This is a genomic window from Acinetobacter sp. YH1901141 (assembly GCF_013416935.1).
GTDB classification, from domain to species: domain Bacteria; phylum Pseudomonadota; class Gammaproteobacteria; order Pseudomonadales; family Moraxellaceae; genus Acinetobacter; species Acinetobacter towneri.
Genome location: NZ_VPEY01000039.1, coordinates 1 through 11,234, shown reverse-complemented (window position 1 = coordinate 11,234; position 11,234 = coordinate 1). Strand labels below are relative to the sequence as shown.

15 protein-coding genes are annotated in these 11,234 nt (G+C 39.3%); 10 read left to right on the top strand and 5 right to left on the bottom strand.

Going from position 1 to position 11,234, the window contains the following annotated elements; all coding sequences use genetic code 11:
- The 3 genes from FTV52_RS13535 to FTV52_RS13525 form a co-directional block, all read left to right on the top strand.
- The coding region (locus FTV52_RS13535; RefSeq protein WP_179990991.1) for a zinc ribbon domain-containing protein at positions 1-275 on the top strand (275 nt) is incomplete at its 5' end.
- A gap of 221 nt (positions 276-496) precedes the next feature.
- Positions 497-1,036: a hypothetical protein gene (locus FTV52_RS13530; protein ID WP_373683431.1), complete on the top strand. Its 540-nt coding sequence runs from the start codon at positions 497-499 to the stop codon at positions 1,034-1,036.
- A gap of 9 nt (positions 1,037-1,045) precedes the next feature.
- The gene (locus tag FTV52_RS13525; RefSeq protein ID WP_179990990.1) at positions 1,046-1,456 is read left to right on the top strand and encodes a protease inhibitor I42 family protein; all 411 of its coding nucleotides are present in this window, start codon (positions 1,046-1,048) and stop codon (positions 1,454-1,456) included.
- A 149-nt stretch (positions 1,457-1,605) separates the two neighbouring features.
- Here the strand turns inward: FTV52_RS13525 and FTV52_RS13520 are convergent, their stop codons facing one another.
- Positions 1,606-1,938 (bottom strand): HopJ type III effector protein, encoded by a 333-nt coding sequence (locus FTV52_RS13520; protein ID WP_136144551.1) that lies wholly within the window; start codon positions 1,936-1,938, stop codon positions 1,606-1,608.
- A gap of 234 nt (positions 1,939-2,172) precedes the next feature.
- Between FTV52_RS13520 and crcB the strand changes: the two genes are divergently transcribed.
- Positions 2,173-2,550 carry a fluoride efflux transporter CrcB gene (gene crcB, locus FTV52_RS13515; RefSeq protein ID WP_004974593.1) on the top strand — a complete coding sequence of 126 codons (378 nt, stop codon included), beginning with the start codon at positions 2,173-2,175 and terminating at the stop codon, positions 2,548-2,550.
- Positions 2,551-2,763: 213 nt separating this feature from the next.
- Here the strand turns inward: crcB and FTV52_RS13510 are convergent, their stop codons facing one another.
- Complete coding sequence (locus tag FTV52_RS13510; protein ID WP_179990989.1) at positions 2,764-3,012, bottom strand: type B 50S ribosomal protein L31; 249 nt, start codon at positions 3,010-3,012, stop codon at positions 2,764-2,766.
- A gap of 278 nt (positions 3,013-3,290) precedes the next feature.
- Between FTV52_RS13510 and FTV52_RS13505 the strand changes: the two genes are divergently transcribed.
- The gene (locus FTV52_RS13505; protein WP_136144463.1) at positions 3,291-3,572 is read left to right on the top strand and encodes a type II toxin-antitoxin system RelB/DinJ family antitoxin; all 282 of its coding nucleotides are present in this window, start codon (positions 3,291-3,293) and stop codon (positions 3,570-3,572) included.
- Complete coding sequence (locus FTV52_RS13500) at positions 3,572-3,892, top strand: type II toxin-antitoxin system PemK/MazF family toxin (protein ID WP_131260605.1); 321 nt, start codon at positions 3,572-3,574, stop codon at positions 3,890-3,892. The genes FTV52_RS13505 and FTV52_RS13500 overlap by 1 nt, the downstream gene beginning before the upstream one ends.
- Before the next feature lie 158 nt (positions 3,893-4,050).
- On the opposite strand, the gene FTV52_RS13495 is transcribed toward FTV52_RS13500, so the two are convergent.
- The 3 genes from FTV52_RS13495 to FTV52_RS13485 all read right to left on the bottom strand — a co-directional run bounded on the left by FTV52_RS13495 (position 4,051) and on the right by FTV52_RS13485 (position 7,359).
- Entirely contained in the window at positions 4,051-5,349 is a 1,299-nt protein-coding gene (locus FTV52_RS13495; protein WP_004974602.1) for an AarF/ABC1/UbiB kinase family protein, read from the bottom strand.
- Between the two features lie 145 nt (positions 5,350-5,494).
- Positions 5,495-6,859 carry an MATE family efflux transporter gene (locus FTV52_RS13490; RefSeq protein ID WP_373683430.1) on the bottom strand — a complete coding sequence of 455 codons (1,365 nt, stop codon included), beginning with the start codon at positions 6,857-6,859 and terminating at the stop codon, positions 5,495-5,497.
- Positions 6,860-6,897: 38 nt separating this feature from the next.
- The gene (locus FTV52_RS13485) at positions 6,898-7,359 is read right to left on the bottom strand and encodes a DMT family transporter (protein WP_131260603.1); all 462 of its coding nucleotides are present in this window, start codon (positions 7,357-7,359) and stop codon (positions 6,898-6,900) included.
- Positions 7,360-7,481: 122 nt separating this feature from the next.
- On the opposite strand from FTV52_RS13485, the gene hemW reads away from it, so the two are divergent.
- From hemW to FTV52_RS13465, 4 genes are all read left to right on the top strand, one after another.
- Entirely contained in the window at positions 7,482-8,636 is a 1,155-nt protein-coding gene (gene hemW, locus FTV52_RS13480; RefSeq protein ID WP_179990988.1) for a radical SAM family heme chaperone HemW, read from the top strand.
- A gap of 141 nt (positions 8,637-8,777) precedes the next feature.
- Entirely contained in the window at positions 8,778-9,887 is a 1,110-nt protein-coding gene (locus FTV52_RS13475) for a DNA cytosine methyltransferase (protein ID WP_004974609.1), read from the top strand.
- A complete protein-coding gene (locus FTV52_RS13470; protein WP_257221775.1) occupies positions 9,871-10,722 on the top strand; it encodes an HpaII family restriction endonuclease in 852 nt (283 codons plus the stop codon). Before FTV52_RS13475 ends, FTV52_RS13470 begins: the two co-directional genes overlap by 17 nt.
- A 98-nt stretch (positions 10,723-10,820) precedes the next feature.
- Positions 10,821-11,081 carry an HpaII family restriction endonuclease gene (locus FTV52_RS13465; RefSeq protein ID WP_373683429.1) on the top strand — a complete coding sequence of 87 codons (261 nt, stop codon included), beginning with the start codon at positions 10,821-10,823 and terminating at the stop codon, positions 11,079-11,081.
- The last annotated feature ends 153 nt before the right edge of the window (positions 11,082-11,234 follow it).

Genomic DNA, 11,234 nt, shown 5'->3' with positions numbered 1-11,234 from the left:
TGCTAGATGCCAGTTGGACAACACTAAGAACCATGCTCAAGTATAAATGCGAGAACGCAGGGGTATGTTATGAAGAAGTCAATGAAGCCTATACCACCCAAATTTGTTCGTGCTGTGGCTCACGCTCTAGTAGTCCGAAAGGTAGAGCAGGTTTAGGAATAAGAGAGTGGCAGTGTGTGGAGTGCGGTACGCTCCATGATCGGGATGTAAATTCCGCACTGAATATTCTTGCGCTCGGACATGAGCGTCTAGCAGTAGGAATCTCCGTCCTTTAGGTCGAGGAGGATGTCAAAGAGCATGTGCAGATCTGATTATGGATTTTATGACCCTAAGCTTAGCTGAAATTACAGGTTTTTGGTCATGCCAGAATAAGCGAATGAATGCATTTTGTTACCAATTTCAACTATTGTATTCATAATCTGTGATTAAGATAAATATAGATAGATGAATTTGTTAGGTAGACTTTAGAATGAACACACATATTTCGCTAAAACTTATGGCATTGTTAATGACTTTGGCTTTGCCATGTTCTGTCTATGCCTCAGTCGAGCGTAATATTGCCAAAGGTCTGCCTCCTGTATTGAAAAGTCAGTCGATTGAAGTGTTGCAACCCTTTAAAGGTGATTTTCGGATTTTGGGTTCAAAAACCTATCAGGATGATGCCCAAGCCAAATTTTCTCCGATTGATTATGCGGTGAGTTGGGGTTTATTTGCTGAGCCTGAAATTGCCCGTCATATTACCGTCAATCAATATGACCGCTATTTAAACTGGAAAATAGACCGTTTACCTGTGCCTGCAGAACAAGCCATGCAAATGGTGTCTAATATGCATATCATTCCTGCCAACCCAAAAATTGCCAAAGACATTCAAAAAGTAAAACGTGGTGATTTGGTGCGTTTAAAAGGTGAGTTGGTTGAGGTGAAAGATCAGGACTTGGTTTGGACGTCATCGCTTACCCCTACCGATACGGGGGATGGTGCGTGCGAAGTATTTCGCGTCAGTTCAATTCAGTGGATTGAAAAGGTTAAAAGTTAGGACAGGGTGATGAATTGCTATTTGCGCATGGGTTTGAGTGGATGTGTTGTGGCATTGGGCTTAAGCGCATGCACACGTATGAATTCAAGCATTGATGGGCAAACTTTTAAATTTACAGCGCAGCAGCAATGTCCCGCATTGTTAGAGATGGATGTCGGACAAACTTTAGAATTACAACTGAATGAAAACCCAAGTACAGGCTATCAATGGAGTTTGGTAGAGTCACTGAAGCTATTTGATGTAGAAAGTATTTATCATACTGCTGAAGCTTCATCTTCTGCTCAAGTAGGGCAAGGTGGACAAAAAATATTTTATTTTCAGGCAGTCAAGGCTGGTCAGGAATTGCTCCACGTGAAACATGCCCGTGCATGGGAAAAAACCGCAATACAAGAATGGCAATGTCGGGTGCGTATTTCTTGATATGTTTGATTATGCTAAACAGCTTGAATTGTTGTGAGATTTAGCAGCAAAAAATCTATAATTTTCTTAAAATAAAAAGCCGTGTGAGGCTGTTTATAATCAGTATCGCACGGCTTTCCTATCTAAATTTAAAACTAAAATACTAAAAATTATTTGGCGCTGAGTGCTTGTCCTTCAAATTGGATGCCATCCCAACCATGTTGCATAAACTGGCGAATATTTTGGTGGTCACTGCTTGTCGGGTTTGCACGTACCGAGGCATAGTGTTCTGCAAACAAACTGAGGGTTTGTGCCTGATCTAAACCTTTTAACTGAGCAAAAGAAAACACTTTGGCGCTGCCCTGATTTTCAGTGGCCGCATTGTTTTGTTGTCCATTTTTAAATGCGGTTGGGGTGTGGTTATAGTGTGCTTCAATGAATGCAATCACATCGGCAAATGTTGCACTGCCTGCCTCAACTTGAGCCAATAATTCTTTTGCCATGACATCCTCCACATGTGCCTAAATTGAAATAATATGCAGACTAGCGCAATTTGGTTTTGAGTGGAAAACTTTTTAGTGTATTTAACTTATGTGATTTAGGAAGATGTAAAATCTGAGCAAAAATATGGATGCTTCGGGCAAGAATATCTTGAAATACAGAGAGAGATCACATGTGACTAAAAATTATGGCTGTGAGAAATACACGACATAGCCGCAAAAAGGACAGTAGAACAGATGAATTGGCTATTGGTGGCAATTGGTGGTGCATTGGGGGCAAGTTTACGTTATGCCGCAAGCCTGTATTTATTTAAATCGGCACAGCATTTTCCATGGGCAACGTGGTCGGTCAATCTGTTTGGCTGCTTTTTGGCAGGTGTATTTTTTGCATTGAGTCAGAAATATCCTGTGTTGCAGCAGGAAGCCCGCTTATTACTGATGGTAGGTATTTTAGGTGGCTTTACCACTTTTTCCAGTTTTAGTTTGGAAACTTGGCAACTCTTAAGACATGGACAGCAAGGTATGGCGTTTAGTTATGCGCTTTCCAGTGTGGTTTTGGGAGTGATGTTGCTGGGATTGGGTTTTTATGTGATTCAACAGTTTTTAAAACATTAGATTAGGGTCTGTACCAAATCAATCGTTGAGTAGAAAAATCCATTAGATAAAAATTATAAATAAAAAGAAGCCCAAGCTGGAGGAGAGTGCTTGGGCTTTGAAGATAGAGGATATCCCATCGTTTCGATGAGCAATCTTGCTATGTTTAAAATATAAAACAGAAAACTTAACTGAATATGAAGTGATTGTGAGATTTTGCAATAAAACTCAAGCTTAGCGTTTGAAACGTGCAAAGCGTTTGTTGAAGCTCGCGACACGTCCTTCATTACTGGTTTGACGTTGTTCACCTGTGTAGAACGGATGCGATGCGCTTGAAATATCCAAAGTCACATAAGGATATTCCTTGCCTTCATATTCTTTACTTTGGCTGCTTTGCAAGGTGCTGCCAATCACAAAATAGGCATTGGCGTTGGTGTCGTGGAATAAAACTTCACGATATTCTGGGTGGATATTCGGGCGCATGAGATTTCTCCAAACTAAGTGTGTAATTTGTGAAATGTTATAACATAACAATTAATTTGGCAAATAAAACCCACATGCATTCTTTCTAGTGAGTTTTACATCAAAAATTATCCAATCCCTTTTTAAACCTGTTGTATAAGGGCTGTCATTGAGGGAATAGTGTCTGCACAGATTAAATAATTTTTTCTATTGGAAGTGAAAAGGCATCGTAAGAACAAGTTTGACCCATGCCATTTTAAGGCATAAAATGGCATTCAGTGGTATGTATGGAGTAGATGATGACAACATTGGTAAAAAAACGGGTTCAATACACGGTTGATCAGGCAATTATGGAATCGGCAGAATACATTATGACAAAAGTTGGTCTGACGCCTGCCACTGTAATGAGCATGGTTTACGCTGAAATTGCACGAACTGGAAAAATACCTGTCACGACTCAAGTGAGTGACGAGGATTTGAATACAGCAAGATTAATCGCGATGAGCCATAATGTTCCTAGTGTAAAAGTGTCTAGCGCTGCGGATACTGCTGCTTTTTTAGAAGATGATGGCGGCTACTAATGACCCAACAACTCTATTGGGCTTATGTTGGCTTTACAGATATTGCCGAGGGTAAGACCAGACCTGTGTTGTATATTCGCCAAACGGACACCGACTATGTTGTATTCCGTTTAAGTAGTCAGTACGAAAATAAGTCTGCTTTTATTAAAAGCAAATATGTGGAAATTAAAAACTGGCAACAGGCTGGTTTAAAAAAGCCATCGTGGATTGATACAGTACAAACATATCAGCTGCCTATCCAAAAAACACAACTCACTTATATTGGACAACTGTCTGCCGATGATCTGGAATGCTTAATCAAACACCTTGAAATTCAATAATTTGAATTTCATCGTTTCAACTTGAATGAATCGGTTTAGATAACAAAAAATCCTCCTACATTTGGGAGGATTTTTTGTCTGGATTATAATTTTAGTTACGGAGCATAAAACAGATTGGGCTTTATTTTCAGCATCCTTTGCTGAGTCCAAAGTTGAGTCTAAGCTCGCGGTGGAACCAACTCCTCAAAAATATCATTTAAATTATCATGTACTTTTAAATGAATTAAATTCCAATAATGCCCTGAAACAGTTCGATTCACCATTAAGGTATCGGGAGAAGGCTTAAACACATCCCAATATTTCAATGAACTTTTGACCAACTCAACGCCATCATGATGGGCAGAATTTTCAGCAAAATCATAATGTGTGGTTAGCGGACGCATCAGCACTTCTAACCATTGCAAATATAAATCTTCAGGGAATTTACCCAATGCAGAAATTGCCTGCAGTGCATCTAGATGCTGTTCAATTTCGGCAATATCTTGCGCACGCGCAGCATGAATCAGTTGTCGAAAATGATGCACTACATCATTCGATAGAGTTTTGACGCCGCCGTAATCATAAATCACCACAGAACCATCTTGGCGGAACGCAAAGTTGCCTGGATGCGGGTCGCAATGAAAGCGTTTTAAATAAAAGATTTCTTGACCCATGGCACGCAATAAACGTCGTCCCAAAGTGTTGCGGGTACGCTGTGACCATGTGCTTGCCGTTTCTATATTTTCACCTTGTTCCAAACTTAAGGTGAGAATATGCCGCGAAGAATAGTCTTTAAACACTTGTGGGATAATAATTTTATCATCCAAAGCCGCGTGAAAGGTACGCGCTACTTCTAGGTTTTGTGCCTCAATCTGGTAGTTCAGCTCATTGTCTAAACTTTCCTGAATTTCCTGAAATAGACGGTCTTGTAATTTACGGTCTATTTTAAGTACACCCATTAAACGCAGTGCCAAACGGACTTGTTTCAGGTCACTTTCGCAGGCTTCATCGACCCCAGGATATTGCACTTTGACCACCACTTGCTCGCCATTGGGTAAAATGGCTTTATGCACTTGCCCAATAGATGCGGCTGCAAACGGAGTTTCATCAAAGTGTTTAAAAATTTTGTCGAGCGGTTTACCGAGTTCTTTTTCAACTTGTGCCTTAATTTCAGCAAAAGGCATGGCAGGTGCTTGGCGCTGTAATTTACTGATGGCTTTGGCAACTTCAGGCGGAAAAATATCTTTATATTGCGAGGCAATTTGCCCGACTTTCATCACCGCACCTTTCATTTCGCCTAAGGTATCAGCAATTTGGATACCAATATCCTGAAACAATTGGCTGCGTGCCGCATTTTTTTGTTCTTCATCTGCGGTGAGGTTTTTAATCGAGTTCGATACCGTTTTGGTTGCAATACTTGCTGTCATGCTCGCAAGTTTCATAAAGCGACGACCAGGTGTACGCGCCGTTTTTGCCATGCGATGTTCCTCAAGATCATCTTTACTATCTTTTGATCATAAGTGTTCGTGAGCAAAATGCCTACTTTTAATTGTTAAAGTATTTTTTGATCACAAGACCCACGTGCCAAAACGTATTTTGGCATGTAGGTGAGTAGGCTGAGGTTTATGCTGTAAATTGGCGTTCCAGTCGTTGATTGTTGAAATATAAACGGGTCAGAAGTAACACACAGGCAATGCTTAAACCGACAATCAGCCCGACCCAAACCCCTGCAGCGCCCATACTGCTGTAACGAGTTAAATACACGCCAATGGGGAAAGCCACAACCCAATAAGCAAGCATGGTAATCCACATTGGGCCCTGAGTGTCTTGCATGCCACGCAAACAACCTGCTGCGCTAATTTGCCATGCATCCATGAGTTGATAGGCAATCGCAAATAATAATAGAGACATCGTCACTTGCGCCACTTGCGGGTCGCGGGTGTAAATTGAAATGATTTCAGGACGGAAAAACCACATCAGCGTCATTGTAGAAAAGGCAAATACAGTTGCAGTTGCAAAGCCTAAGCCTTGTACTTTACGCATGGCGTGAATATTTTGTTCGCCATAATATGTGCCAATACGAATGGTCAGGGCAATTGCCAAAGACATGGGAATCATAAATAACTGAGATGTGACTGACATGGCAATTTGATGGGCTGCCAGTTTGGTTTCTCCCAAAGGACTGATTACAATGGCGGCAGTACTAAAAATACTCACTTCAAAGAAAATGGCTAAACCAATGGGCAGTCCTAACAGCAAAATACGTTTAATCCAGACCGCATCAATCGCTTCCCATTGGCTAAATACCTGCGTGCTTTGATAGGCGCGACTTTTAAAAATATAAAATGCCAAAGTTATAAACATTAACCATTGCAAAATGGCGGTGGCAAAACCGCAACCCGCACTGCCCAGTTCAGGCAGAGGCCCCCAGCCATACATAAACATAAAGTTCAGCGGAACCAATAAAACCAATGCCAACAGACTAATTACAGTCACAGGGCGTGGATAGCCCAGTGCTTCTGAATAACCGCGCAAGGCAGCATACATGGTCACGGCAGGCATCCCAAAACCAATGGCATGTAAAAATAAGCCTGCTTTGGGCTGTAAATTTTCAGGCACACCAAATAATGGCAATAGTGCAGGCATGAGCTGTAAAATCAGCGCTGCAATCACACCTAAAATAAACGCAATCCATAAAGACTGACGGGCGATGGTTGCAATTTTTTCTGGGGTACGCGCGCCTTTAGCCTCGGCGACTAAGGGTGTGGTAGCAATCATAATGCCACTGAACAGCAGCATAATGGGCATCCACAAACCGACCCCAACAGCAATAGCAGCTAAGTCGGTGGCAGACATGTGACCTGCCATAATGGTATCAATCAGACCTAAACCTGCTTGCGCAAATTGTGTGACCAAAATTGGAATCATCAGTTGAAAAAGCTGTTTTAATTCAAAACGGGTCGTGGTCACAGAATGTATATTTGACACAAAAAATCTCAATGCATGAGGTGCTTAGCGTTTGGGTATTAGCGTTGTAAAGTGAGAAGCACACCAATAAAAATCACCACGCTACCTAAAAGACGTTGCCAATTGATACTGACTTTTTCAGTGCCCAAGAACCCAAAATGATCAATCAGCATTGATGTGACCATTTGTCCAAAAATAATCACCCCAGATAAAGTGAGTAAACTTAGTTTTGGAGCACTATAAATACTCATGCTGATGGCATAAACCCCTAGACATCCGCCAATCCATAAATACCATGGGATGTTGAGCAAGGTGCTGAGGTTGGGTTTTTCGACTTGCTGAAAAAATACCAGTATGGCTAAAACTATTGTACCAACCAAAAAAGAGAAAAGGGCAGCTTGTAACGGAGAATATAAATATTCACGCAATTGGCTGTTGATTGCAGTTTGAAAGGCCATTGCAATCCCGATGCCCATCGCCAGTGGCAAAATTAAGAGTAATTGGCTGGATATCTTCATCATTTTCACATTTTTTCTTATTAAACAGATTCTAGTCTAAAGTAAATTCTAGGGAATACATCAGTGTCCTGCTGTAGTCATGTTAAAATCTGTATCACTGTTTTGATTTTGCATTGAGTCTGTCTTTGAATCCACTTCAACCCATTGATATTCCTTTATCTTTATATATTCACATGCCGTGGTGCGTGCGTAAGTGTCCGTATTGTGATTTTAATTCACATGCTGTGCCTGACGGTAAGTTGAGTTTAGATTTAGAACAGGAATATCTACAGGCTTTGCTGGAAGATTTTAAAACCCAGACTCAGTTTGCGCAGAGGCGGAAAATTCACAGTGTTTTTATTGGCGGTGGCACACCTTCGCTAATTTCAGCACAGGGGTATCAATGGTTATTTACACAGCTGAAAGCCGTGCTAGCTTTTGAAGATGACTGCGAAATTACGTTGGAAGCTAATCCGGGAACAGTGGAGCATGATCCCTTTGCAGATTATTTGGCTGCAGGCATTAACCGTTTGTCGATTGGCGTGCAGAGTTTTAATACTGAGCATTTAAAAAAATTAGGGCGTATTCATTCTAATGATGATGCGATTGCCGCAATTGGCTTGGCGCGTGAAGCGGGCTTTCAGCGAATTAATGTCGATTTAATGCATGGCTTGCCTGAACAGACTTTGCAGCAAGCACTGCAGGATTTAAAACTGGCAGTGGAACATGGTGCAACGCATATTTCATGGTATCAATTGACTATTGAGCCTAATACTGTTTTTTTCCGCACTCAGCCAATTTTACCTGTAGATGATGTCTTGGAAGAAATTCAAGTGCAGGGTGAAGCCTATTTAACTGCGCAAGGTTTTGTGAATTATGAAGTGTCTGCATGGCGTAAAGAGTTGCCGTCTGCACATAATTTAAATTATTGGCAGTTTGGCGATTATTTGGCGATAGGTGCGGGGGCGCATGGCAAAGTGACTTTGCATGATGGTGTGTATCGCTTCCAAAAAACCCGTTTGCCGAAAGATTACTTAGCCAAAGTACCTGCGGAAAACTTGCAGTTTAAAGCAATTGCAGCCGATGAGTTGCCATTTGAATTTATGATGAATGCACTGCGCCTGAATGATGGGGTTGAGGCAAACTTGTATACTGCCCGCACAGGTTTAAACTTGGATGATTTGCAGGATATTTTAAATACATTGCGTCAGCGGCAATTGTTGCAGGATGATCCGAAGCGATTGGCATGTACTGCGCAAGGGCATGTGTTTTTAAATTCGGTGTTGGAAGCGTTTTTGTGATTTGAGTTCAGCTCAGGCATCTGTCCTAACGCTTATCGAATATTGTGCTAGAGCGACAGCTTGTATCTTGCACTGCATGCTATTTAAGGTAAATTTTGTTATTGTAATGGCTTTGTTATTGTATCGCCTTGAAGGTTTGAGATGAACTCTACTAGTCCAAAAGTTTTAAAGGCTCATGGTGAATTAGTGGTAAACAAAGAGGAAAACCTTTCCCTCTTTGAATCAATCCCTTTTTATCCAGAATACCCAAGTAAATTTAAATTTATTGACCTATTCGCAGGAATTGGTGGATTTCGGCTAGCGTTACAAAATCTTGGTGGCGAGTGCGTATTTTCATCAGAAATAGACCTATATGCCCAAAAAACATATTCCGTCAATTTTGGTGAAACGCCTTATGGTGATATCACTTTAGAGTCTACTAAAAATGCGATACCTGATCATTTCGATATTTTATGTGGAGGCTTCCCTTGTCAGGCTTTTTCAATTGCAGGTAAAAGATCTGGATTTGAAGATACACGCGGTACGCTATTTTTTGACGTTGCGGATATTATAAAACGGAAACAACCTAAAGCTTTCTTTTTAGAAAATGTTAAAGGCTTAATTAGTCATGATAAGGGAAATACACTTAAAACTATTTTAAAAACATTAAGAGATGATTTAGGTTACTACGTTGCTGAGCCTCAAATTATAAATGCTAAAGATTTTGGTGTTCCCCAAAATAGAGAGCGAATTTTTATTGTAGGCTTCCATAAAGATACTGGAATTCAAAATTTCTCTTATCCACAACCATTAAATAAAAAAACCTGTTTTGCCGATATAAAGGAAACTCAGGTTGTACCTACTAAATATTACTTATCTACACAGTATTTAGATACCTTGGAAAAGCATAAAGCTCGACATGAAAATAAAGGAAATGGTTTTGGTTACGCTATTATTCCAGATCACGCAATTGCCAATGCCATAGTTGTAGGTGGAATGGGGAGAGAGCGTAATTTAGTTATAGATCATAGAATTACAGACTTTACTCCAACTACTAGAATTAAAGGAGAGGTAAATCGGAAAGGTATTCGGAAAATGACGCCAAGAGAATGGGCACGGTTGCAGGGGTTTCCAGATCATTTCAAAATCGTGGTTTCAGATGCCTCAGCCTATAAACAATTTGGAAATTCTGTTGCTATTCCAGCGATACAGGCAACTGCAAAAGAAATATTAAAAGCATTGAAGATTGGTGAGTATGATTACAGCAAATAAGGGGGAATGGAGTGAACTCTATGCCCTTTTTAAATTACTATGTGATGGGGAGTTAAGTGCGGGTGATGAAAACTTAAATAAAATAAATAATTTAATTTATCCTGTAATTAGAATTTTACGTCAAGAACATCATCATTTATTCACTTATGTACCGCATAAATCAGAGGGTATAGTAGAGATTTTGCGGGGCGAAGATGTTTTTCAGATACCATTACAGGAACTCAGAGATATTACTCAGTTTTTGCTGGCAGAATTACAGAAAAAGCAAACGGCATCATTTACTATTCCAGATGTGGAAAACTTTATATCCAGATACCAATCAAATAAGATTAAAGCAAAATCTAGTGCGAAAAGTGATATTAGAATCGTAATTTATGATGCAAAAATTGGAACAATGCCTGAATTGGGATTTAGCATAAAGTCAAAATTAGGTAAACCATCCACATTGTTAAATGCAGGAAAGACAACAAATTTTATTTTTGAAATAAAAAATATTTGCCTAACCGAAAAAGAGATTGAAGATTTTAATCAGCTTGCATTGCCACAACCAATTATTAAATCTCGTATAGCACATTTAAAAATGTTGGGAGCCGATATTAAATTTTCCCATTTAAATAATGCTGTATTTGAGAATAATTTAATTTTGTTGGATAGTTTACTACCAAAAATTATGGCAGAAGCTATATTTAAATATTACACATCAACTCTTAATTCAGTTAAAGATATTTTTAATGAAATTTCTTATGAAAATCCAATGAAATATTCTTTTGAACATCAGCATCCTTTTTATCAGTTTAAAATGGCTTTGTTGCACAAAGATTTCATAACTATATGATTTTAAAAGTTTTGATTATTTTTTGATCTAAAATTAAATCTATTTAAATCAGATGCTTACATATTTATGCAACAAAGCCGTTTAAAATTAAAAAATTATTGTGTGAAATAGCAATTGGAATGATGCCTGGTACAGTTTGGACAGGTAACGAAATTGATTCTACAGGTGGATATTTAGTAATTAAAGAAGATGGCGAGATCATTTGCTATCATCTGTATCATCGCCATGAATTTGAAGAGTATTTATACAATAATACAAAGTTTGAGATGGCAAGTAAAACCAAGCATGATTTTGGTCAATTATTTCTAAAGGACAATAAATTGTATCTGTCTTTAAATCTACAAATTCGCTTTAAATGATTAAAAATATATCTTTTATCTTAATATAACCCGAATTACGGATAAGAAAAGCCCTTGAAAAAAAGGTAGTTAGAGCCATTTAGAAAGTTACGACACAACCCAAAGGCTCTAACTACCATGTACGATTTTACAGAAATTTTTTGTATTGTTGAT

Excerpts from the sequence above, each read along its gene's own strand:
- FTV52_RS13530 (WP_373683431.1), top strand. The coding sequence starts at position 497 with ATGGCATTGTTAATGACTTTGGCTTTGCCATGTTCTGTCTATGCCTCA.
- FTV52_RS13525 (WP_179990990.1), top strand. The coding sequence starts at position 1,046 with ATGAATTGCTATTTGCGCATGGGTTTGAGTGGATGTGTTGTGGCATTG.
- FTV52_RS13520 (WP_136144551.1), bottom strand. The coding sequence starts at position 1,938 with ATGGCAAAAGAATTATTGGCTCAAGTTGAGGCAGGCAGTGCAACATTT.
- crcB (WP_004974593.1), top strand. The coding sequence starts at position 2,173 with ATGAATTGGCTATTGGTGGCAATTGGTGGTGCATTGGGGGCAAGTTTA.
- FTV52_RS13510 (WP_179990989.1), bottom strand. The coding sequence starts at position 3,012 with ATGCGCCCGAATATCCACCCAGAATATCGTGAAGTTTTATTCCACGAC.
- FTV52_RS13505 (WP_136144463.1), top strand. The coding sequence starts at position 3,291 with ATGACAACATTGGTAAAAAAACGGGTTCAATACACGGTTGATCAGGCA.
- FTV52_RS13500 (WP_131260605.1), top strand. The coding sequence starts at position 3,572 with ATGACCCAACAACTCTATTGGGCTTATGTTGGCTTTACAGATATTGCC.
- FTV52_RS13495 (WP_004974602.1), bottom strand. The coding sequence starts at position 5,349 with ATGGCAAAAACGGCGCGTACACCTGGTCGTCGCTTTATGAAACTTGCG.
- FTV52_RS13485 (WP_131260603.1), bottom strand. The coding sequence starts at position 7,359 with ATGATGAAGATATCCAGCCAATTACTCTTAATTTTGCCACTGGCGATG.
- FTV52_RS13475 (WP_004974609.1), top strand. The coding sequence starts at position 8,778 with ATGAACTCTACTAGTCCAAAAGTTTTAAAGGCTCATGGTGAATTAGTG.
- FTV52_RS13470 (WP_257221775.1), top strand. The coding sequence starts at position 9,871 with ATGATTACAGCAAATAAGGGGGAATGGAGTGAACTCTATGCCCTTTTT.